The 23,653-nt window shown below is 64.9% G+C and carries 13 protein-coding genes; 4 read left to right on the forward strand and 9 right to left on the reverse strand.

Translation table 11 applies throughout. The features are described from left to right. Window positions 1-5 precede the first annotated feature (5 nt). Together ccoO and ccoN are read right to left on the reverse strand one after the other, a co-directional pair. Window positions 6-614, reverse strand: coding sequence for a cytochrome-c oxidase, cbb3-type subunit II (gene ccoO, locus ACZ9A3_RS05200; protein WP_038996265.1), 609 nt, complete (start codon window positions 612-614; stop codon window positions 6-8). Between the two features lie 10 nt (window positions 615-624). Next, on the reverse strand, window positions 625-2,049 hold the full coding sequence (gene ccoN, locus ACZ9A3_RS05205) for a cytochrome-c oxidase, cbb3-type subunit I (RefSeq protein ID WP_038996264.1): 1,425 nt from the start codon (window positions 2,047-2,049) through the stop codon (window positions 625-627). A 49-nt stretch (window positions 2,050-2,098) separates the two neighbouring features. On the opposite strand from ccoN, the gene ACZ9A3_RS05210 reads away from it, so the two are divergent. Beyond that, the gene (locus ACZ9A3_RS05210) at window positions 2,099-2,788 is read left to right on the forward strand and encodes an alpha/beta family hydrolase (protein ID WP_093385412.1); all 690 of its coding nucleotides are present in this window, start codon (window positions 2,099-2,101) and stop codon (window positions 2,786-2,788) included. Window positions 2,789-2,866: 78 nt separating this feature from the next. On the opposite strand, the gene ppnP is transcribed toward ACZ9A3_RS05210, so the two are convergent. Both ppnP and ACZ9A3_RS05220 read right to left on the reverse strand, forming a co-directional pair. Then, a complete protein-coding gene (ppnP, locus tag ACZ9A3_RS05215) occupies window positions 2,867-3,151 on the reverse strand; it encodes a pyrimidine/purine nucleoside phosphorylase (RefSeq protein WP_010225980.1) in 285 nt (94 codons plus the stop codon). 70 nt (window positions 3,152-3,221) lie between these two features. Further along, a complete protein-coding gene (locus ACZ9A3_RS05220) occupies window positions 3,222-3,773 on the reverse strand; it encodes a 3'-5' exonuclease (RefSeq protein WP_045200482.1) in 552 nt (183 codons plus the stop codon). Between the two features lie 207 nt (window positions 3,774-3,980). Between ACZ9A3_RS05220 and ACZ9A3_RS05225 the strand changes: the two genes are divergently transcribed. Both ACZ9A3_RS05225 and ACZ9A3_RS05230 read left to right on the forward strand, forming a co-directional pair. After that, window positions 3,981-4,742, forward strand: a complete 762-nt coding sequence (locus tag ACZ9A3_RS05225) for a substrate-binding periplasmic protein (protein WP_045200574.1) — start codon at window positions 3,981-3,983, stop codon at window positions 4,740-4,742. Window positions 4,743-4,804: 62 nt separating this feature from the next. Continuing rightward, a complete protein-coding gene (locus ACZ9A3_RS05230) occupies window positions 4,805-5,818 on the forward strand; it encodes a GNAT family N-acetyltransferase (RefSeq protein WP_045200484.1) in 1,014 nt (337 codons plus the stop codon). A gap of 63 nt (window positions 5,819-5,881) precedes the next feature. Here the strand turns inward: ACZ9A3_RS05230 and ACZ9A3_RS05235 are convergent, their stop codons facing one another. Then, window positions 5,882-6,412, reverse strand: a complete 531-nt coding sequence (locus tag ACZ9A3_RS05235) for an RNA polymerase factor sigma-70 (RefSeq protein WP_093385407.1) — start codon at window positions 6,410-6,412, stop codon at window positions 5,882-5,884. A gap of 335 nt (window positions 6,413-6,747) precedes the next feature. Between ACZ9A3_RS05235 and ACZ9A3_RS05240 the strand changes: the two genes are divergently transcribed. Beyond that, window positions 6,748-19,710, forward strand: coding sequence for a non-ribosomal peptide synthetase (locus tag ACZ9A3_RS05240; RefSeq protein WP_476252201.1), 12,963 nt, complete (start codon window positions 6,748-6,750; stop codon window positions 19,708-19,710). A gap of 4 nt (window positions 19,711-19,714) precedes the next feature. Here ACZ9A3_RS05240 and ACZ9A3_RS05245 read toward each other — a convergent pair whose 3' ends face one another. From ACZ9A3_RS05245 to dsbD, 4 genes are all read right to left on the reverse strand, one after another. Further along, on the reverse strand, window positions 19,715-20,194 hold the full coding sequence (locus ACZ9A3_RS05245) for a YkgB family protein (protein WP_045200489.1): 480 nt from the start codon (window positions 20,192-20,194) through the stop codon (window positions 19,715-19,717). Window positions 20,195-20,270: 76 nt separating this feature from the next. Next, on the reverse strand, window positions 20,271-21,035 hold the full coding sequence (gene dsbG, locus ACZ9A3_RS05250; protein WP_045200491.1) for a thiol:disulfide interchange protein DsbG: 765 nt from the start codon (window positions 21,033-21,035) through the stop codon (window positions 20,271-20,273). Then, the gene (locus ACZ9A3_RS05255) at window positions 21,020-21,877 is read right to left on the reverse strand and encodes a TlpA family protein disulfide reductase (RefSeq protein ID WP_045200576.1); all 858 of its coding nucleotides are present in this window, start codon (window positions 21,875-21,877) and stop codon (window positions 21,020-21,022) included. Before ACZ9A3_RS05255 ends, dsbG begins: the two co-directional genes overlap by 16 nt. Beyond that, on the reverse strand, window positions 21,877-23,580 hold the full coding sequence (gene dsbD, locus ACZ9A3_RS05260) for a protein-disulfide reductase DsbD (RefSeq protein WP_476252202.1): 1,704 nt from the start codon (window positions 23,578-23,580) through the stop codon (window positions 21,877-21,879). The genes ACZ9A3_RS05255 and dsbD overlap by 1 nt, the downstream gene beginning before the upstream one ends. Window positions 23,581-23,653: the final 73 nt, after the last annotated feature.

Consider the following 23,653-nt stretch of genomic DNA (forward strand, 5'->3'; position numbering starts at 1 on the left):
GGCCCTTACCTCTTGTTCTTGATCGCGGTGCCGAGCACCTGCAGGTAGGCAACCAGCGCGTCCATTTCGGTCTTGCCCTTGAGCGATTCCACCGCGCCGCTGATGTCGGCATCGGTGTACGGCACGCCGAGGGTGCGCATGGTGCTCAACTTGGTCTCGGTGTGGCTGCTGTCGACCGGGTTGGCAACCAGCCATGGGTAGGCCGGCATCTTCGACTCGGGCACGACGTTGCGCGGGTTGTACAGGTGCGCACGGTGCCAGTCGTCGGAGTAGCGGCCACCGACGCGGGCCAGGTCCGGGCCGGTGCGCTTGGAACCCCAGAGGAACGGGTGGTCCCAGACGCTTTCACCGGCGACCGAGTAGTGGCCGTAGCGTTCGGTTTCGGCGCGGAACGGACGGATCATCTGCGAGTGGCACTGCACGCAGCCTTCACGGATGTAGATGTCGCGGCCTTCCAGTTGCAGCGCGGTGTAAGGCTTCATGCCTTCCACTGGCTTGTTGGTGACGTCCTGGAAGAACAGCGGAACGATCTGGGTCAGGCCGCCGATGCTGACGGCAAACACCATCAACAGCACCAGCAGGAAGACGTTCTTCTCGATTACTTCGTGTTTCATCAGGGTCTCCTCAGGCCAGCTGCGCAGCGGCAGGGGCGGTCGCGGCCACCGGGGCACGTACGGTGCGCCAGGTGTTGTAGGCCATCAGCAACATGCCGGTGAGGAAGATCGCCCCGCCGACGAAGCGCACGATGAAGCCTGGGTGGCTGGCCACCAGGGTTTCGACGAAGGAGTAGGTCAGCGTGCCGTCTTCGTTGACTGCGCGCCACATCAGGCCCTGGGCGATGCCGTTGACCCACATCGAGGCGATGTAGAGCACGGTGCCGATGGTCGCCAGCCAGAAGTGCGCGTTGATCAGGCCGAGGCTGTACATCTGCTCGCGGCCAAACACTTTCGGGATCATGTGGTACAGGGCGCCGATCGAGATCATCGCAACCCAGCCAAGGGCGCCGGCGTGTACGTGGCCGATGGTCCAGTCGGTGTAGTGCGACAGGGCGTTGACGGTCTTGATCGCCATCATCGGGCCTTCGAAGGTCGACATGCCGTAGAACGCCAGCGATACCACGAGGAAACGCAGGATCGGGTCGCTGCGCAGCTTATGCCAGGCACCCGAGAGGGTCATCATGCCGTTGATCATGCCGCCCCAGCTTGGCGCCAGGAGGATCAGCGACATGATCATGCCCAGCGACTGCGCCCAGTCGGGCAGGGCGGTGTAGTGCAGGTGGTGGGGACCTGCCCAGATGTACAGGGTGATCAGCGCCCAGAAGTGCACGATCGACAGGCGATAGGAATACACCGGACGCTCGGCCTGTTTCGGCACGAAGTAATACATCATGCCCAGGAAGCCTGCGGTCAGGAAGAAGCCTACGGCGTTGTGGCCGTACCACCACTGGACCATGGCGTCGGTGGCGCCACCGTACAGCGAGTAGGACTTGGTCAGGCTGACCGGAATTTCCAGGTTGTTGACGATGTGCAGAATTGCCACGGTGATGATGAACGCACCGAAGAACCAGTTACCCACATAAATGTGCTTGGTGGTGCGCTTCATCAGGGTGCCGAAGAACACCACGGCGTAGGCCACCCAGACAATGGTGATCAGGATGTCGATCGGCCATTCCAGTTCGGCGTACTCCTTGGAGCTGGTATAACCCAGCGGCAGGCTGATGGCAGCCAGCAGGATCACCAATTGCCAGGCCCAGAAGGTGAAAGCCGCCAGGCGTGGCGAGAACAGGGTGGTCTGGCAGGTACGCTGGACCGAGTAGTAGGAAGCGGCGAACAGTGCGCAACCACCGAAGGCGAAGATCACCGCGTTGGTGTGCAAGGGTCGCAGGCGGCCGAAGCTGGTCCAGGGGAGGTCGAAGTTGAGCGAAGGCCAGACGAGTTGCGCGGCGAGAAAAACGCCGAGCCCCATCCCGACGATTCCCCACACCACCGTCATAATGGCGAATTGGCGGACCACCTTGTAGTTGTAGGCGGTACTGCTGGTTGTGTTCATGTATGGGTTCCCATCCACGGTTATAGGCAGACTAAACAGCGAGGCAAGCATGAGTAATGGGCAACTGGCCGGTATTGACGGGGATCAATGGGCGCGGCTGGTCAAAAGCCGCGGCTGGCTGTGGAATGCCCCGCAAAATCAGGGGGATGGCCAGCATTCGGGGTGCCTGATCCTGGCCCATGGCGCGGGTGCGCCGATGGACAGCGGGTTCATGGAGGAAATCGCGCAAAGGCTGGCGGAGCAAGGGCTGGGGGTGCTGCGCTTCGAGTTTCCCTACATGGCCCAGCGACGCATCGATGGTGGCAAAAGGCCGCCAAATCCCCAGGCCAAACTGCTCGAATGCTGGCGTGAGGTGTACAGCCAGGTGCGACCATTGGTCACTGGGACGCTGGCGATCGGTGGCAAGTCCATGGGCGGGCGCATGGCCAGTCTCGTGGCCGATGAGTTGGGCGCTGATGCGCTGGTGTGCCTGGGCTATCCGTTCTATGCCGCGGGCAAGCCAGAAAAACCACGGGTGGCGCATTTGGCCGGATTGCAGACACCGACCCTGATTGTTCAGGGCGAGCGCGATGCCCTGGGCAACCGGCAGACGGTGGAAGGTTATGCGCTGTCGTCAGCGATCGAGCTGTGCTGGCTGCAGGCGGGGGATCATGACCTGAAGCCGCTGAAGGCTTCGGGGTTCAGCCATGCCGATCATCTGGCGACGGCGGCGCAGAGGATCACAGGTTTTTTGCACTGATGGTAGGAGCGGGCTCGCCCGCGATTACGGCGGTGTGGCCACTCGCTGATCGCGGGGCAAGCCCGCTCCTACAGCGGCTTAACCGCGATACTCGCACAGGTAAGCCGTATCAACCGCCACCTTGAGCTGGAACTTGCTGTTGGCCGGGACATTGAACTGGCTGCCGGCGCTGAAAGTTTCCCAGTTGTCGCTGTCTGGCAGTTTGACCGTCAACGCGCCCGAGACCACGTGCATGATTTCGCGCTGGGCAGTGCCGAACTCGTATTCACCCGGGGCCATTACGCCAACCGTGGCCGGACCTTCAGCGGTGCCGAAGGCGATCGACTTGACCGTGCCATCAAAGTACTCGTTGACTTTAAACATGGGCGACTCCTGAACAGGGGCTAAAAAGGCAGGCCAGTATGCCCAAGGCCCGCAGCGTCGTCATCCGCTTTCAGGTGCCATTGGCCGGCAGGGTCAGGGGCAGCAGGCGGGCAGTGTTGCGCGCGTCTTCCAGGGCGCGGTGCTGCTGTCCGCTGAACTGCAGGCCGGCCAGTTGCAACGCGCCATTGAGGCCCAGCGGGCGCTGCAACTGGCGGGCCTTGGCGAAGCGTTGCTTGAGGTTGATGTGCGGCAGGGTCTGCAGCAGGCTGGCGAGCTGGTACTGCTGCCACTCCTGCAGCAGTTGCTTGCGGTCGTAATCGCCCCAGCTGACCCAGCCCTCCAGGTGCTTGGCATGATGGCCGAGCCAGCGCTCGAACTGCGCCCAGACCTCGGTGAAGGTGGCCGCAGTGTCGACGTTGGCCTGGCTGATGTGCGTCAGTTCACGGCAGAACGGCGTCAGTTGCGGACGCCGGCGCGGGCGCACGAAACGCTGGAAATGCCCGACTTCACGGCCCTGGCGATCCACCAGGGTCGCGCCGATTTCGATGATTTCCATATCCGTGACCGGCCAGCCGCCATCGTCTGTGGTTGCTTCAAGGTCGATCACCAGCCAATGGCCCATAGTAGGCTCCCATACAAGACTCGATAGAGCGTAGCCAAACTCGGGCGCGGCGGGTATCCCCTGGCGTTTTGCCTGCTGCGCTTGGCATAACCGACAGTTGTGCAACGCCCGGAAAACGCCTAGCTTAGGCGGATTCCGGTTCAAATCCGCAAAGAGTGTGTTGCTTTGAGTTCGACGCCCATGCCACAGGCCGTGCCCTTGCTGTTCATGCTTGCCGCGACCTGGCTGTCGCCCTCAGCCTGGGCAGCAGAGGAAATCGAGGTCAAGGTCGGCGCAGCGCATTTTCCACCCTATACCGTACGGCCCGAGCAGGGCGCCGATACCGGCCTGTTGCCGCAATTGATCGAGGCGCTCAACAACACCCAGCAACGTTATCGCTTCGTCCTTGTGCCGACCTCGATCCCGCGTCGTTTTGGCGACTTCCAGCAGGGGCGCACCGACATGGCGATCTTCGAAAACCCTGAATGGGGCTGGCAGCAGATCCCCCATGAAAGTGTCGACATGGGCCTGGAAGACGCCGAAGTCTTCGTCACCCATCGCCAGTCCGGCCGCGATCAGCATTACTTCAACGACCTCAAGGGCAAGCGCCTGGCGTTGTACAGCGGCTATCACTACGCCTTCGCCAGTTTCAATCCCGACCCCAAGTACCTGGCCGACACCTACAACGCGACCCTGACCTATTCCCATGACAGCAACCTGCTGATGGTTCAGCGTGGCCGCGCCGATATCGCCCTGGTGACCCGTTCTTACCTGAGCGATTTTCTCGTACGTAACCCGCAAAGCGCCGACCAGCTATTGGCCTCCGACCGGGTCGACCAGGTCTACCATCACTACGCACTGCTGCGTCCGGGTGCGCCGATCAGCGCGCCGGCGTTTGCCAGGTTGTTGCAGTCGCTGCGCGACAACGGCGCGATGCTGAAAATCTTCCAGCCCTATCGCATCAGCGTCAGCACGCCCAAGGGCGACTAAATTTGCCTGCACAGGCTACGTTCACAAGGGTGAGCCGATCATTCCTTCCGTGAGCCTCGATCATGCCATTCGATTCCGCTTCGCCGACTTTGTCCTTGCCGCGCTGGCGCAGCCTCAGCGCCGATGAAGGTGATTGCCACCTGAGCCTGGTACTTGAAGGCAGCCCGTTGGTGCGGGTGCGCCTGCAGCGGGGCGAGACCTTGCAGGTGCAGCTTGAAGACTACGCGCGCGACCGCGCGCAGCAAGCCCTGTGGGCTGTCTGTTACTGGTTGTTTGCACGCGACCCTGGTTGTCAGCGCCTGACCTGGCAGCTGCATGAAGCGCCGCAGGACGCCCTGAACAGCGGCTTGCTGGTCAGCACACCGAGCCCGGGCCAGTACCTGTGCGAACGCAGCCTGTTCTGGCAATTGCCACAACCCTGGCTCGGCCAGCCCTTCGCAGGCGTGTACCCGCAGCAGATGCAGCTCAGTGACGGCAAGCGCCATCCCCGCCGCGCACCAAAACCGCGTGGCGAAGTGTATCGGCGCTTCGATGCCCGGCTCGGCGCCTGGATCTCGTTACGTACCCTGGAAATCGATCAGGACCTGGAGCGTTTCAACCGCTGGCAGAACAACCCGCGGGTGCTCAACTTCTGGCAGGAGGGCGGCAGCCTCGAACAGCACCGTGACTACCTGAGCAAGCTCGAAGCCGATCCGCACAGCCTGACCCTGATCGGTAGCTTCGACGACCAGCCGTTCGCCTACTTCGAAGCCTACTGGGCCAAGGAAGACCGCATCGCGCCATTCTATGCGGTGGACGACTACGATCGCGGCATCCACATGCTGGTGGGGGAGGAGCAGCATCGTGGCCCGCACAAGGTCGCCAGCTGGTTGTCAGCGCTGGTCCACTACCTGTTCCTGGACGATCCGCGCACCCAGCGAGTAGTGGCCGAGCCACGTGCCGACAACGGCAAGATGATCGGCTACATGCACGAGCAGTGTTTTCATTGCGAGAAGGAGTTCGACTTTCCGCACAAGCGTGCGGCATTGATGATTCTGGGGCGGGAGCGGTTCTTCGAAGGTTGCAGGTTGCTTTGACCCTCAAGCGCGGCAAGCGGCATCACTACCCACTTGCCGCCTGAAGCTTGCAGCTTGTCGCTCTCAAGCCCTCTGGCTTGAGACTTTCCGACAATGTACCAGGGCATCGCGAATCATGAAGTTGACCAGGGTCGGCGAGACGCCCAGTTCCTTGGCGATGTCTTTTTGTGGCACGCCGTGCAGGCGGTACATTTCGAAGGCGTAGCGGGTGCGCTGGGGCAGGTCGTTGAGCGCCTCGGCAATGTGTTCCAGGGTGGCGAAGTTGATATGCGTGGCTTCTGGCGAAGCCCCCTGGATAACGACGTTCAGGCCTTCCTCTTCGCTGCCGGAGTATTTGAGCTCCATGGCCTGCTTGCGGTAGTGGTCGATGGCCAGGTTGCGCACTATCTGGAACAGGTAGCTGAGCTGGGCCTTGAACGAGGAGGTGATCTGCGGCGCTGCGCTGAGCCGGAAGAAGGCATCCTGGACCACGTCTTCGGCCCGGGAGCGACAGCCGGTAATGCGCGCGGCAATCTTCACGAGGATGCTGCGGTTGTCGACAAACGCCTGGAGTAACGGTGAATCGCACTTACTTGTGGATAGTTGTTCCGCCATGGAAATCACCTTATCTCTAAGAGGGAAGTGGAGCGCTCCAGTTTCGGAGGCTTCCTACGACGTGCGACAAACTATTCGTAATGATAATTATTGTCAAATGCGAAAGTTAATAAGTCTCTATGCTTTTTGGTTCTAAGCTTTTACTTTGTGACCGGCTTCAAACTCCAGATTTTTTCACCCGGCCCGACCGGCTGCGCACGTCTTAATTATTTCCTCCGGCCATCCGTTCCTCTCTGTACATCCTCGGCTCCGGCAAGGCGCAACGCGGTGCCAGTGTGCCCGCCCTGCGCTGGCCGAGACCTGATTTCACGTACAGACTCTGGCAGGAACCCCTCATGACGGACGCCTTCGAACTCCCGGTTACGCTGGTCCAGGCGCTGGTTCAACGTGCTGCGCGCACACCCGACCGGGTTGCCTTGCGCTTTCTGGCCGAAGACCCGCGTGATCAAGCCGTGCTTTCCTATCACGACCTCGATCAGCGGGCGCGGACCATCGCCGCGGCTTTGCAGGCACGTACCGAGGTGGGGGACCGCGCCATCCTGCTGTTCCCCAGTGGCCCGGATTACGTCGCAGCGTTCTTTGCTTGCCTGTATGCCGGGGTGATCGCCGTACCGGCCTATCCGCCAGAGTCATCGCGCCGTCACCACCAGGAGCGCCTGCTGTCGATCATCGACGATGCCGAGCCGCGCCTGCTGCTGACCACCAGCGCCCTGCACGACAGCCTGCAGGCTCTCGAAGTGTTGGCCGGGCCCGGCGCGCCACAACTGCTGGCAGTCGACAGCCTTGCCGCTGAACTGGCCGCAGGCTGGCAGGCGCCGCCCCTGCAGGGCGACGACATAGCCTTTTTGCAGTACACCTCCGGCTCCACCGCATTGCCCAAGGGCGTGCAGGTCAGCCATGGCAACCTGGTAGCCAACGAAGTGCTGATCCGCGAGGGCTTCGGCATCGATGTGAACCCTGATGACGTGATCGTCAGCTGGCTGCCGCTGTACCACGACATGGGCCTGATCGGAGGCCTGCTGCAACCGATCTTCAGTGGCGTGCCCTGCGTATTGATGGCCCCGGCGTATTTTCTTGCCCGGCCGCAGCGCTGGCTGCAGGCGATCAGCGACCATGGCGGCACCATCAGCGGCGGGCCGGACTTTGCCTATCGCTTGTGCAGCGAACGGGTCAGCGCCGCGGCAATGGCCAGCCTCGACCTGAGTAAATGGCGGGTGGCCTATTCCGGCTCCGAGCCGATCCGCCAGGACAGCCTGCAGGCCTTCGCCGACAAGTTCGCCGCTTGCGGCTTTGTGCCGGAGAATTTTTTTGCCAGCTACGGCCTGGCCGAAGCCACCTTGTTCGTCAGCGGCAGCACCCGCGGCCAAGGTATTGGCGCACTGGAGCTTGATCGCCAGGCGCTGGCGCGCAACAGCGCCGAAGCGGGCCGGGGCACGGTGCAGATGAGTTGCGGGCGCAGCCAGCCGCTGCATACGGTGCAGATCGTCGAGCCACACGCGCTGGCACCGCTGGCCGACAACCAGGTCGGTGAAATCTGGGCCACTGGCCCGAGCATCGCCAAGGGCTACTGGCGCAACCCCGAAGCCTCGGCGCGCACCTTTGTCGAGCAGGGCGGGCGGACCTGGTTGCGCACCGGTGACCTGGGCTTCTTGCGCGATGGCGAGCTGTTCGTCACCGGTCGGCTCAAGGACTTGCTGATCGTACGCGGCCACAACCTCTACCCGCAGGACCTGGAAAAGACCCTGGAGCGTGAAGTCGAGGTGCTGCGCAAAGGCCGGGTGGCGGTGTTCGCGGTCGATGACTGCGGCGAGGAGGGCATCGGCGTGGCCGTCGAGGTCAGCCGCAACGTACAGAAAATCATCACCCCTGCGAGCCTGATCAAGACCCTGCGCCAGGTGATCGCCGATGCCTGCCAGCAGGCGCCGGCGGTGGTCCTGCTGCTCAACCCTGGCGCCTTGCCGAAGACCTCCAGCGGCAAGCTGCAGCGCTCGGCCTGCCGCTTGCGCATGGACGATGGCAGTCTCGATTGCTACGCGCGTTTCCCCGACCCGCAAGCAGCAGCGGTGGCTGATCAGGCGGTTGCGGCGACCAGTATGCAAGCCCGGGTTGCCCGCCTGTGGGGCCAATTGCTGGGCCTTGAGCAGATAGCCGCTGACGATCACTTCTTCCTGCTTGGCGGCAACTCCATCGCCGCCACCCAGGTGTGCGCGCGCCTGGCCGATGAGTTGGGCATTGAGCTGGGTGTGCGGGTGCTGTTCGAGGCGCCGACCCTGGCTGACTTCAGCGCGGCAGTGGCGGCGTTGCAACACGATGGCGGTGTCGCCCGTGGCGCCATCAGCCGTCTCGACCGCGCCCAGGCGCTGCCGCAGTCGCTGGCACAAAACCGCCTGTGGCTGACCTGGCAACTGCAGCCGCACAGTGCGGCGTACAACATTCCCGGCGCTCTGCGCCTGCGCGGCGAGCTGGACGAAGCGGCGCTGCAGGCCAGCTTCCAGGCCCTGGTCGCGCGGCACGAAGCCTTGCGCACGGTGTTTGCCGAGGAAGACGGCCAGGCCTTGCAGCGCATCCTGCCGAGCCAGGTGTTCAACCTGCAGCGCCTGGACCTGTCTGCCGCCAGCAGCCAGGACGTATTGGCGCAGCGCGAAGCCGAAGCCATGCAGCCCTTCAACCTGCAACAGGGCCCGCTGCTGCGCGTGACCCTGGTGCGGCTGGACAGCGAAGACCATCAGCTGTGGGTGACCCTGCACCACATCATCGCCGATGGTTGGTCGATGAATATCCTCATTGATGAGTTCTCGCGCCTGTACGCCGCCCATTGCCAGGGCCAGCAGGCCCGGCTGCCGGCCTTGAGCCTGGGCTACGCCGACTACGGCAGTTGGCAGCGCCAGTGGCTTGCCGAGGGTGAAAGTGCCCGGCAACTGGCGTACTGGAAGGAACGGCTTGGTGAGCAGCACGCGGTGCTGGACCTGGCCACCGACCACCCGCGCGCCAATCGCCAAAGCAACGCCGCCGCGCGCCTGAGCGTGCGCCTGCAGCCGACCCTGGCCGAAGCCTTGCGCAGCCTGGCCCGTGATCATGACGCAACGCTGTTCATGGTGTTGCTGGCCGGCTTTCAGAGCCTGCTGCACCGCTACAGCGGGCAGACCGACATCCGTGTCGGGGTGCCCAACGCCAACCGCCCGCGCCTGGAAACCCAGGGCCTGGTGGGCTTTTTCATCAACACCCAGGTGCTGCGCGCCGAGCTTGACTCACGCCTGCCGTTCAACCAGCTGTTGGCCCAGGTGCGCGAGCGCAGCCTGGAGGCCCAGGCGCATCAGGACCTGCCGTTCGAGCAACTGCTCGAAGCCTTCCCGCAAGCGCGCGAGCAGGGCCTGTTCCAGGTCATGTTCAACCACCAGCAGCGTGACCTCAGCGCCCTGCGTCGGCTTCCCGGGCTGCTGGCCGATGAGCTGCCGTGGCACAGCCGCGAGGCCAAGTTCGACCTGCAACTGCACAGTGAAGAAGACCATCAGGGCCGCCTGAGCCTGTCGTTCGACTATGCCGACGAGCTGTTCGATGCCGCGACCGTGGCGCGCATCAGCGCCCAACTGGTCGGCTTGCTGGAGCAAGTCTGCGCGCAACCGCAGGTCGCCATCGGTGCGCTGCAACTGCTGGACGCCGATGGCCGTGCGCAATTGCTCGCCTGGGGCCAGGCGCCGGCGGCACCGGCACAACAGTGGTTAGTTGAGCAGCTCAACGAACAAGCCCGCCAGACTCCGGAACGCACCGCCCTGGTGTGGCAAGGCGGCAGCCTCGATTACGCCAGCTTGCATCAGCAGGCCAACCGCCTGGCCCATTACCTGCGCGACAAGGGCGTTGGCCCGGATGTGTGCGTGGCTATCGCCGCCGAGCGTTCGCCGCAACTGCTGATCGGCCTGCTGGCCATCCTCAAGGCCGGGGGGGCCTATGTGCCGCTGGATGTCGATTACCCTGCAGAACGCCTGGCCTACATGCTCGCCGACAGTGGTGCCAGCCTGCTGCTGAGCCACAGCGACGTGCTCGAGCGCCTGAGCCTGCCCGCAGATGTCAGCGCCATCGCCATGGACCGCCTCAAGCTCGACAGCTGGCCGTGCCAGCCACCGGGCCTGCACCTGCACGGCGACAACCTTGCCTATGTGATCTACACCTCCGGCTCCACCGGCCAGCCCAAGGGCGTCGGCAATACCCACGCGGCACTTGCCGAGCGCCTGCAGTGGATGCAGGACAGCTATCAACTCAATGACAGCGACGTGCTGATGCAGAAGGCGCCGATCAGCTTCGACGTGTCGGTGTGGGAATGCTTCTGGCCGCTGGTCAACGGTTGCCAACTGGTGCTGGCCGGCCCCGGCGAGCACCGTGACCCGCAGCGTATCGCCGAGCTGGTGCGCGAGCATGGCGTGACCACCTTGCACTTCGTCCCGGCCTTGCTCCAGGTGTTTGTCCAGGAGCCGTTGGCGGCACAGTGCAGCAGCCTGCGCCGGTTGTTCTCTGGCGGTGAGGCGCTGTCGGCCAGCCTGCGTGAGCGGGTGCTGCAGGTATTGCCGCAGGTGGCCCTGCACAACCGTTACGGCCCGACCGAAACCGCCATCAACGTTACCCACTGGCCGTGCAGCGCTGCCGACGGTACGCGTTCGCCGATCGGCCGGCCGCTGGCTAACGTACTGTGTAGGGTGCTCGACGATGAACTCGAACTTACCTCGCCCGGCGTGCCGGGTGAACTGTACCTGGGCGGCGTCGGTCTGGCCCGGGGTTACCTGGGACGCGCGGGACTGACCGCCGAACGTTTCGTGCCGCAGCCCGATGGCGACGGCCAGCGCCTGTACCGCAGTGGTGACCGGGCGCGCTGGCTGGCTGACCTGGGGGCGCTGGAGTACCTGGGCCGCCTTGATCAGCAGGTCAAGCTGCGCGGTTTTCGGGTCGAGCCCGAAGAGGTCGAGGCTTGCCTGCTTAAGCAGCCCGGCGTCGAGCAGGCGCTGGTGATGATTCGCGACACCCCCGCCGGCCCGCAACTGGTCGGCTACTACAGCGGTATCGACGCGAGCGGGCAGATGCTGGCCGCCCTGGCCGAGCAATTGCCTGCCTATATGGTCCCGGCGCAACTGGTTCACCTGGCGCAGATGCCGCTGGGCCCGAGCGGCAAGATCGAGCGCAAGGCCTTGCCCGAGCCGCAATGGCAATCGCGTGAACACATCGAGCCGGGCTGTGCCCTGCAGCAGCAGATCGCCGCGATCTGGCGCGAGGTGCTGGGCATCCCGCGGGTTGGCCTGCAGGATGACTTCTTCGCCCTCGGTGGCCACTCGTTGCTGGCCACCCAGATCATTTCCCGTACCCGCCAGGCCTGCAACGTCGAGTTGCCGCTGCGCACGCTGTTCGAGGCCAGCGAACTGGGGGCCTTTGCCGCTGCGGTTGAGGCGATCCAGCACAGTGGCGCGCGCAACCTGCAGGGCGAAATCCAGCGCATCGACCGTCGCCAGGCGGTGCCGCTGTCCTACTCCCAACAGCGTATGTGGTTCCTCTGGCAGATGGAACCCGACAGCCCGGCCTATAACGTCGGCGGCATGGCGCGCCTGAGCGGGGTGCTGGATGTCAGCCGCTTCGAGCAGGCGTTGCAGGCACTGATCGTGCGCCACGAAACCCTGCGCACCACCTTCCCGAGCATCGACGGCGTGCCGTACCAGTGCGTGGCCGAAGACAGCAACCTGCAGATGAGCTGGCTGGATTTTTCCAGTTATGGCGTGGTGGACCGCCAGCAACGCCTGCAGGCCTTTGCCGATGAGCAGGCGCACCAGCCGTTTGACCTGGAGCGCGGGCCGCTGCTGCGCGCCTGCCTGGTCAAGGCCGGCGAGCGTGAGCATTATTTCGTCCTGACGTTGCACCACATCGTCACCGAAGGCTGGGCCATGGACATCTTTGCCCGGGAGCTGGGCGAGCTGTACGAGGCCTTTGTCGACGAGCGCGAATCGCCGCTGCAGCCCTTGCCGGTGCAGTACCTGGACTACAGCGTATGGCAGCGCCAGTGGCTGGAGAGCGGCGAGCGTCAGCGCCAGCTCGACTACTGGCAGGCCAAGCTGGGCGATGAGCACCCGGTGCTGGAACTGCCTGCCGACCGCCCGCGTCCGGCGGTGCAAAGCCACCGTGGCGAGCTCTATCGTTTCGACCTGAGCCCGGAGCTGGCGGCGCGGGTGCGTGCCTTCAATGCCGAGCGCGGTCTGACCCTGTTCATGACCATGACCGCCACCCTGGCGGCGCTGCTGTACCGCTACAGCGGCCAGCGCGACCTGCGCATCGGCGCGCCGGTGGCCAACCGCATTCGTCCGGAAAGCGAAGGCCTGATCGGCGCCTTCCTCAACACCCAGGTGCTGCGTTGCCAGCTCGACGGGCAGATGCGCGTTAGCGAGCTGATCGAGCAGGTACGCCAGACCGTGATCGATGGCCAGTCCCATCAGGACCTGCCTTTCGATCAATTGGTCGAGGCCCTGCAGCCGCCCCGCAGCAGTGCCTACAACCCGCTGTTCCAGGTGATGTGCAACGTCCAGCGCTGGGAGTTCCAGCAAAGCCGCGAGCTTGCCGGCATGCAGGTCGAGTACCTGGTCAACGACGCCCGTGCGACCAAGTTCGACCTCAACCTGGAAGTCACCGACCTCGACCGCCGCCTGGGTTGCTGCCTGACTTACAGCCGCGACCTGTTCGACGAACCACGCATCGCACAAATGGCCGGCCACTGGCAGAACCTGCTGGTGGCGCTGCTGGGTGATCCCGAGCAGCGCCTGGGCGAGTTGCCGTTGCTGGCGGCGGTCGAGCAACAGGCGTTGTGCGACTCGCTCAAGGGTGACAACAGCCTGGCGCTGAATCAGACCCTTGAGCAGCTGTTCAGCGAACAAGCTGCGCGCCAGCCCGAGGCCCTGGCCCTGACCTTTGCTGGTCAGCACCTGAGCTATGCCGAGCTCGATGCTCGCGCTAACCAGTTGGCCCGGGTGCTGCGCGAGCGCGGCGTCGGCCCGCAGGTGCGTGTCGGCCTGGCCCTGGAGCGTTCGCTGGAACTGGTGGTGGGCTTGCTGGCAATCCTCAAGGCCGGCGGCGCCTATGTGCCGCTCGACCCTGAGTACCCGCTGGAGCGCCTGCACTACATGATCGAGGACAGCGGCATCGCCCTGTTGCTGGGCCAGCGGGTACTGTTCGAAGCCCTCGGCGAGTTGCCGGCCAAGGTCGGCCGCTGGTGCCTGGAAGACGACCGTGACGGCCTTGCCGCGTATAGCCGCGAAGCCTTGCCGTCGCTGACCCTGCCGGCCCATCAGGCCTACCTGATCTACACCTCCGGCTCCACCGGCAAGCCCAAAGGCGTGGTGGTCAGCCACGGTGAAATCGCCATGCACTGCCAGGCGGTGATCGAGCGCTTCGGCATGCGCAGCGACGACTGTGAGCTGCATTTTTACTCGATCAATTTCGACGCGGCCAGTGAGCGCCTGCTGGTGCCGCTGCTCTGTGGCGCGCGGGTAGTGCTGCGTGCCCAGGGGCAGTGGGGCGCGGAAGAAATCTGCACGCTGATCCGCGAGCAGCAGGTATCGATCCTTGGCTTTACCCCAAGTTACGGCAGCCAGCTGGCGCAATGGCTGGCCAGCCGCAACGAAGCGCTGCCGGTGCGCCTGGTGATCACCGGCGGTGAAGCGCTGACCGGCGAGCACCTGCAGCGCATTCGCCAGGCCTTTACCCCGCAGCAGTTTTTCAACGCCTATGGCCCGACCGAAACCGTGGTCATGCCCCTGGCGTGCCTGGCCCCCGCGCAACTGGAAGCCGGCGCCGCTAGCGTGCCGATCGGCAGCGTGGTCGGTGCGCGCACCGCGTACATCCTCGATGCCGACCTGGCCCTGTTGCCGCAAGGCGGCATTGGCGAGCTGTACGTCGGTGGCGCAGGCCTGGCCCAGGGTTACCACGAGCGCCCGGGCTTGAGCGCCGAGCGTTTTGTTGCCGATCCGTTCAGCGCCAATGGCGGGCGCCTGTACCGCACCGGCGACCTGGTGCGCCAGGGTGCTGACGGGCTGGTGGAGTATGTCGGTCGAATCGACCATCAGGTGAAGATTCGCGGCTTTCGTATCGAGCTGGGTGAGATCGAAACCCGCCTGCTTGAACACCCGGCGGTGCGCGAGGCTGTGGTGCTGGCCCTGGACATGCCCGGGGGCAAACAACTGGCGGGTTATCTTGTCTGCGACCAGGCCCTGGCGGATGCCACCGAACAGGCCGCGCTGCGTGATGCACTGAAGGCGCAGCTGCGCCTGCAGCTGCCGGACTATATGGTGCCGACTCACCTGGTACTGCTTGAACAGCTGCCGCTGATGGGCAATGGCAAGCTCGACCGCCGCGCCTTGCCGGCGCCGGACCTGGAGCAGGGCCGCCAACGATATGAAGCGCCGCGCAGCGAGCTGGAACAGCAACTGGCGACGATCTGGCGCGAGGTACTGAACGTTCAGCAGGTTGGCCTGCAGGACAACTTCTTCGAACTGGGCGGTGACTCGATCCTGTCGATCCAGGTGGTCAGCCGTGGGCGTCAGGCCGGGCTGCATTTCACCCCGCGCGATCTGTTCCAGCACCAGACCATCCAGACCCTGGCGACCGTGGTCAGCCGCAGCGAAACCAGCCAGATCGATCAGGGCCCGCTGAGCGGCCGCGCGGCGTTGACGCCGATCCAGCACTGGTTCTTCGACAGCGATGTGCCGCACCCTCAGCACTGGAACCAGGCGGTATTGCTGGCACCCGCCGAGCGTGTGCACGGCAAGCCCCTGGAGCAGGCCTTGCAGCAGTTGCTGCAGCAGCATGATGCCTTGCGCCTGCGCTTCACCCAGGCAGGCGGCCAGTGGCACGGCGAGTACGCCCAGGCCGACCAGCGCGAGTTGCTCTGGCAGGCCTCGGTAGCCGACCTGGGCGACTGCCAGGCGCTGTACAGCGATGTCCAGCGCAGCCTCGACCTGGCAGACGGGCCGCTGCTGCGCGCCTTGCTGGTCGAAGACGGCGAGGGCCGCCAGCGGCTGTTGCTGGCGATCCATCATCTGGTGGTCGATGGTGTGTCGTGGCGGGTGTTGCTGGAAGACCTGCAAGCGCTGTACCGCGGTCAGCCGCTGGCGGCCAAGACCCGCGCCATGAGCGACTGGGCGGCGCGCCTGCTGGCTTATGCCGGCAGCGACTCGCTGCGTGACGAGCAAAGCTGGTGGCAAGCGCAACTGAGCCGCGCCAGCCGCGAACTGCCCTGCGATCACCCGCAGGGGGCGAACCTGCACCAGCAGGCGCAGACCCTCAGCGTACAGTTGGACGCGACCCATACCCGGCAATTGCTGCAGGAAGCGCCCGCTGCTTATCACACCCAGGTCAACGACCTGCTGCTGACCGCCCTGGCTCGCGTGCTGTGCCGCTGGAGCGGCGACAGCTCGGTGTTGGTGCAACTGGAAGGCCATGGTCGGGAGAACCTGTTCGAAGACATGGACCTGACCCGCAGCGTCGGCTGGTTCACCAGTGCCTATCCGCTGAGCCTGAGCCCGCATAACGTCGAAGAGGCGGCTGGGCAGGGCGCTTCGATCAAGGCCATCAAGGAGCAATTGCGCACGGTGCCGCACAAGGGCCTGGGCTACGGTGTGCTGCGCTACCTGGCCGATGCGCCGGTGCGCGAAGCCATGGCCGCGTTGCCCCAGGCGCGGATCACCTTCAATTACCTGGGCCAGTTCGACCAGCAGTTCCAGGCCGGCGCGCTGTACCAGCCGGTGGATGAAAGCGTCGGGCTTGCCCATGCGCTGGAGGCGCCGCTGCCCAACTGGCTGAGCGTCGATGGCCAGGTGTACGGTGGAGAGTTGCAGTTGCGCTGGACCTTCAGCCGTGAGCGCTATGACCAGGAAACCATCGAAACCCTGGTCGAAGCCTACCGGCTCGAACTGATTGCCCTGATCGAGCATTGCCTGGCGCCGGGCACTGGCAGCTTCACGCCATCGGACTTCCCGCTGGCGCAATTGAGCCAGGAGCAGATCGATGCCTTGCCGGTCGCCGCTGCACAAATCGACGACGTCTATCCGCTGACGCCGATGCAGGAGGGCCTGCTGCTGCATACTCTGCTGGAGCCGGGCACCGGCATCTACTACATGCAGGACCGCTACCGGATCAACAGCGCGCTGGACCCGCAGCGCTTTGCCCAGGCCTGGCAAGCGGTGGTTGGCCGTCACGAAGCCTTGCGCGCCTCGTTCTGCTGGAACGCCGGCGAGGCCATGCTACAGATCATTCACAAACCGGGGGCGACGGCGGTCGACTATCAAGACTGGTCGGGTATCCCTGAAGCTGAACAGGAAGCGCGCCTGCAGGCATTGCACAAGCACGAGCGCGAGGCCGGTTTCGACCTGCTTCAGCAGGCGCCGTTCCACCTGCGCCTGGTGCGGGTGGGCGAGGACCGCTACTGGTTCATGATGAGCAACCACCACATCCTCATCGATGCCTGGTGCCGTTCGCTGTTGATGAATGACTTCTTCGAGATCTACCTGGCCCTGGGCGAGGGCCGTCAGGCGCAACTGCCGGTGCCGCCGCGCTACCGCGACTACATCAGCTGGCTGCAGCACCAGAACCTGGACGAGGCGCGCCAGTGGTGGCGCAACAACCTCGAAGGTTTCGAGCGCAGCACCGCGGTGCCCAGCGACCGGCCATTGCTGCGTGACCATGCGGTGGAAAATGCCGGAATGGTAGTCGGCGATTGCTACACGCGCCTCGATGCCACCGATGGCGCCCGCTTGCGCGAGCTGGCCCAGGCTCATCAGCTGACCATCAACACCTTTGCCCAAGCCGCCTGGGCGCTGGTGCTGAGCCGCTACAGCGGCGAGCGCGACGTGGTTTTCGGCGTCACCGTGGCGGGCCGGCCGGTGAGCATGCCGCAGATGCAGCGTACGGTCGGGCTGTTCATCAACAGTATCGCCCTGCGGGTAAAACTGCCGGCCGCGGGCGAGCGCTGCAGCGTGCGCCAGTGGCTGCAAGGCCTGCTGGAACGCAACATGGAACTGCGCGAGTACGAGTACCTGCCGCTGGTGAGCATCCAGGAATGCAGCGAACTGCCCAAGGGCCAGCCGCTGTTTGACAGCCTGTTCGTGTTCGAGAACGCGCCGGTGGAGGTTGCCGTACTCGATCGCGCACAAAGCCTCAACGCCAGTTCCGATTCCGGGCGCACCCACACCAACTTCCCGTTGACCGCGGTCTGCTACCCGGGCGATGACCTGGGCCTGCATTTGTCGTTCGACCAGCGCTACTTCGACACTGCCACGGTCGAGCGCTTGCTGGCCGAATTCAAGCGCCTGCTGCTGGCCCTGGCCGACGGCTTCCAGGGCGAGGTCAGCGAGTTGCCATTACTCGGTGAAGCCGAGCGCAGCTTCTTGCTCGACGACTGCAACCGCAGCGAGCAGGCCTACAGCCTTGAGCAAAGCTACGTCGAACTGTTTGAGGCGCGGGTTGCCGCGCATCCACAACGCACTGCTGCGCGCTGCCTGGAACACTCGCTGAGTTACCTCGAGCTCAACCGCCAGGCCAACCGCCTGGGCCATGCGCTGGTGGCCGCCGGCGTGGCAATCGATCAGCCAGTGGCGCTGCTGGCTGAACGCGACCTGCCGCTGCTGGGCATGATCGTCGGCAGCTTCAAGGCCGGCGCCGGTTACCTGCCGCTGGACCCTGGCCTGCCGGGTGCACGCCTGCAGCGGATCATCGAACTCAGTCGTACCCCGGTGCTGGTGTGCAGCGCAGCCTGTGCCGAGCAGGGCCGTGCTCTGCTTGATGAGCTCAGCTGTGCCGGGCGGCCGAAGTTGCTGGTCTGGGAGCAGGTCCAGGCAGTCGTCGGGCCGGATGCTAATCCAGGTATCTACAGCGGGCCGGACAACCTTGCCTATGTGATCTATACCTCAGGCTCCACCGGCCTGCCCAAGGGGGTGATGGTCGAGCAGCGCGGCATGCTCAACAACCAGTTGAGCAAGGTGCCGTACCTGCAACTGGACGAGCAGGATGTGATTGCCCAGACCGCCTCGCAAAGTTTCGATATCTCGGTCTGGCAGTTCCTCGCCGCACCGCTGTTCGGGGCCCAGGTAGCCATCGTGCCGAACGCCATTGCCCACGACCCGCAAGGGTTGCTGGAACACGTGCAGGCTACCGGCATTACCGTACTGGAAAGCGTGCCGTCGCTGATCCAGGGCATGCTCGCCTGCGAGCAGCAACAGCTCGATGGCTTGCGCTGGATGCTGCCGACCGGTGAGGCGATGCCGCCGGAGCTGGCTTGGCAGTGGCTGCAGCGCTACCCGCACATCGGCCTGGTCAATGCCTATGGCCCGGCCGAGTGTTCCGATGACGTGGCGTTCTTCCGCGTCGATGCTGCCTCGACCCGTGGCAGCTACCTGCCGATCGGTACGCCGACCGACAACAACCGCCTGTACCTGATTGGCGACGATCAGCAACTGGTGCCGCTGGGCGCCGTCGGTGAGTTGTGTGTGGCCGGTACCGGCGTCGGCCGGGGCTATGTCGGCGACCCGCTGCGCACTGCGCAAGCCTTCATCCCGCACCCGTTCGGCGCACCGGGCGAGCGCCTGTATCGCAGCGGCGACCTGGCGCGCCGGCGGCCTGACGGCGTGCTCGAATACGTCGGCCGTATCGACCATCAGGTGAAGATCCGCGGCTACCGCATCGAGCTGGGCGAGATCGAAGCGCGCCTGCATGAGCAAAGCGCGATTCGCGATGCGGCGGTCGGCGTGCAGGACGGGGTCAATGGCAAGCACCTGGTCGGCTATCTGGTGGCCAGCACTGCGGGTGTCGATACCAGCGTGCTGCTGGAGCAAGTCAAGCAGCGCCTGCGTGCCGAGTTGCCGGAGTACATGGTGCCGCTGCACTGGGCCTGGCTCCAGCAACTGCCGCTCAATGCCAACGGCAAGCTCGACCGCAAGGCCTTGCCGGCCATCGACATCGGCGCCCAGCACAGCCAGGCCTACCTGGCGCCGCGCAGCGAACTGGAGAGCACCCTGGCCGGGATCTGGGCCGAGGTGCTCAAGGCCGAGCGGGTCGGGGTGCGCGACAACTTCTTCGAGTTGGGCGGGCATTCGCTGCTGGCCACCCAGATCGCCTCGCGGGTGCAAAAGGTGCTGCAACTGAACGTGCCGCTGCGGGCGATGTTCGAGTGCAGCACGGTCGAGGAGCTGGCAACCTATGTCCAGAGCCTGAAGGCCAGTGAGCTGAGCGATGACAAGGTCGACCGTCTCAGTGACCTGATGGCTGAACTGGAAGCGCTGTAGGGCTTCAGGCCGGGGTGGGGCTGTTGCGCTGCAGGTCGTGCTTGAGCAAGGCGACTGAAGCGGCCAGCAGCACGGCGTCCTTGATCAGGAAGGACGTCGCCCCGCCCATGGCGGGGAACCCGCCAGCACTGTTCTCCCAGCCGCCCGGAGTGGTAACGATCAGGGTCAGGGTGGTGGCGTAGGTGAGCACCGAGCCCAGGGCGCCGATCACCGCCAGCCGTGGTTGCCAGATGCCGGCCAGCAACGCCGCGCCAATCGCCCATTCCGCCACGCCCAGCGCATAGCTGGCGCCGTGGATGCCGAAGGCCAGGTGCAGCCAGGACAGCAACGGGCTGTTGTCGATCAGCGGGATCAGGGCCTGGGCTTCGTAATCGAACCACTTGGCATAGCCAAAGCCGAAGAAAATCAGGATCAGGCTCCAGCGCAGCAGCTGGATGTCCAGGGAGGAGCGGATGAAGCGGTCAAGGTAGGCAGGGCGGGTCATGGCGAGGTCCTGTGGTGGGATGAGGCAGGTATCCTCAAGACGCCGTGACCGCCCTGTTGTTACATCAATCGCGTGCTCAACGCTTGCCGAGGATCTTGCCCAGCAGCTCCGGTCGCGGTGCGCCCTGTTGGGTTTGCAGTTGCTGCTGGTCGTCGAGGTAGAAGATCGCCGGGGTTGCTGACAAACCGAGTTCTTCCATGACCGCGAGGTTGGCGTCGAGCTTGGCTTGTACCGCTTCGGGAACCTTGTCCAAGGCCTTGAGGGTACTGGCCTTGCCGGCCTTTTCATGTTGCGCCAGGGCCTTGGCCGGGTCCTTGCTGGCCAGCAGGGCGGCCGATTTGCCCGGGCTGTCTTCGCGGATGATACCGACCATGATGTGCCGCAACTGCACCTTGCCCGATTCGACCCAGGGCCGCGCCTGCTGCCAGAACATGTTGCAGTACGGGCAATTGGGGTCGCTGAACAGGTAGACGATGCGTGGTGCATCGGCCTTGCCGTCGGCGATCCAGGCGGTTTTTTCCATCTTTGCCCAGACCTCCTTGGCCATGGGGGCGTACACCAGTTTTTCCAGCGGCGCCTGGCTCAGGTCCTTGCCTTGCTCGTCGAACAGGCTGCCCACCAGCACATGCTTGCCATCGGCGGTCAGGTACAGTGCGAGGCCGCGGTTCTGGTATTCGGCCGCGTAGCCACGCAGGCCATCGGGGGCGTCGAAGCTGCCTTTGATTTTTGCGCCTTTGGCCTCCAGTTGCTGGATGGCCTTGGGGAGTGTTTCAGCCAGCGCCAGCTGGCTGGTCATCAGGCCCACGGCCAGGGTGAGGGGCAGTTTCAGCAGAGATCGCATGCGACGTTCCTTGTGGGGGATGGGGCGGCAGGCGCGGGCGCGTGCTCGAAAGATTGCAGGGCATGGCTGAGGCTGGCCCGCGACAGCTCGCCAAGATGGCTGCCGACCAGGCGACCCTCGGCGTTATAGAACAAGGTGGTGGGCAAGGCCATGGAGCCGACCTTCTGCGCCAGCTGGCCGCCGCTGTCGAACAGCACGTGGGACAGATTAAGGCCGGTGGTGGCGAGGAAGGTGACCACGGTCTGTGGCGCCTCGCCCTGGTTGACGAACAGGAAGGTGATGTCCGGGTAATCACCCTGGGCCTGTTGCAGCACCGGCATCTCGCGCCGGCACGGCGGGCACCAGGTAGCCCAGAGGTTGATCACCAGTGGCTTGCCGCGGTAGTCGGTGAGCTCGACGGACTGGCCACTGGCCTTGCGCAAGCTCATTTCCGGCAGTTGAGTGCCCTGGTCATACAGGTGGCTGGCCAGGCTGCCGAGCAGCCAGAACAGGCCACCGCTGAGCAGGCCCCAGCCCAGCGGCCGGCGCAGGGCCGGGCGGCGATAGCCGAGGCAGAAGGCGCCGATGGCTACCGCCAGCAGGCCTGGCCAGAGCAGAAAGCCGCCATCGCGCAGGTCGATGACTTGCAGCAGGTCTTCGCGGTACATCGCCCAGTACTGGATGACAAAGCCCAGGCGTGCACTGAGCAGGCCGAGCAGGAACAGGCCGAACAGCACCGACTCGGGGTTGTCGCCGCCGCGCTTGGCGACGCGCCAGCCAACAAGGCTGGCCAGGGCCAGGGCGCAGATCAGCAGCAGGTGGTTCAGGGCCATGGTCAGTGGCCCGAGTGCGACGGTCAGCATCATCCTTGGCTCCGGGTAGCGGCCCAGTGTTGGAGGAAGTTCGCCGCATCGATTTCACCGGTGATGCGCCGGGCCCGGCGCTCGTTGCCCTCCGGGCCGATCCAGATCAGGCTGGGCGGGCCCGGGACCTGGTAGCGCTGCAGCAACTCGCGACTGGACGGTGCGTCGGCGGTCACATCCAGGCGCAGCAGGCGCACGCCGCCAAGCGCCGCCAGTACGTCGGCGCGGGCGAACACCTGTTTCTCCATGACCTTGCACGACACGCACCAGTCAGCATAGTAGTCGAGCATCACCCACTGGCCCTGGGCCTTGGCCGCCTCCAGCTCGCGCTGCAGTTCGGCCGGCTGGCTGACGGTGGTGAAGGCATCATGCGGCACGGCAAGGCCCATTGGCGCGCTGGCGGCGGTGAACGGCTGCAGCGGCTGCCAGGGGTCGTTGCCACCGGCTGCCGCGCCGACGATCAACAGGCTGCCCCACAAGCCCAGCAGCAGCGACAGTGCCCGAAGCGCCCGCATAGCTTGCAAGGCCGGCCACGCAGCCCAGGCCAGGGCGATCAGCCAGGCACCGGCCAGGCCCAGCCACAATGAAGGCTCCAGCACTGCGCGCAAGGTATACAGGGCCATGGCCAGGAAGACGAAGCCGAACAGGCCCTTGACCCGGTTCATCCAGGCGCCCGGGCGCGGCAGGTAGCGGTTGCCGAGGGTGACCAGCAACAGCAACGGCAGGCCCATGCCCAGGCCGAGGGTGAACAGTACCAGGCCGCCATGCACGGCATTGCCGCTCTGGGCGATGTACAGCAGGGCGCCGGCCAGCGGTGCGGTCATGCACGGGCCCATCAGCAGGCCCGACAAGGCCCCGAGCAAGGCCGCGCCGTACAGGTTGCCGCCGCGGGTGCCATTCCCGGCACGCTCCAGGCGGTCGCGGATCCATACAGGTAGCTGCAGCTCGAAGGCGCCGAACATCGGCAGGGCCAGTAGCACGAACAGCCCGGCCAGGGTGCCCAGCAGCCAGGGTTGCTGCAGCCAGGCCTGAAAGCTTGCGCCCAGCAATGCGGCAACCACGCCCAGGGCGGCGTAGACCAGGGCCATGCTCAGCACATAGACGCTGGCCAGCAACCAGCCGCGGCGGGCACTGGCACCACTGCCCAGTACCAGACCTGCAAGAATCGGCAGCATCGGCAACGAGCACGGGGTGAAGGCCAGCAGCAGGCCCAGGCCGAGGAAGGCCAGCAGGTTCCAGGCCAGGGTCGACTGTTGCATGCCGCCGGCCAGGGCCTGGTCGCTGGCCTGCGCGGCGGCGCTTGTACCACCCAGGCTGACCACACTGGTTTGTGGCGGGTAGCACAGCCCGGCGTCGGCGCAGCCCTGCCAGCCCATGCGCAGTTCGCCGCTGGCGCTGGCGGGCAGGATCAGCTCGAGCTCGCCACGGTAGACCTGGGTTTCACCAAAGTACTCATCGCTGTGGGGCAGGGCGGGTGGCAGTTGCGGTTGCTGCTCGGAGGCCAGGCCGTCGAATTTCAGGCGTTTCTGGTACAGGTAGTAACCATCGGTGATCTGCCAGTGCAGGCGCATTTGCCCCGATTCCAGGCGTTCGCTGCTGAACACGAAGGCCTTGTTGACCGGCAGGAAATCGCTCTGGGCAAAGGGGTTGGCCTGGCTCAGGCCGCTTAGCAGGAACATCAGGGCAAACAGAAAAACGCGCATGTCGACGCCTTGGCAATGCGATGAAGGGCTCAGCTTGGCCCAGTCCGATTAACCGAAAGTTAACCCGTTGGCT

It is taken from the genome of Pseudomonas sp. TE4620 (assembly GCF_056279045.1).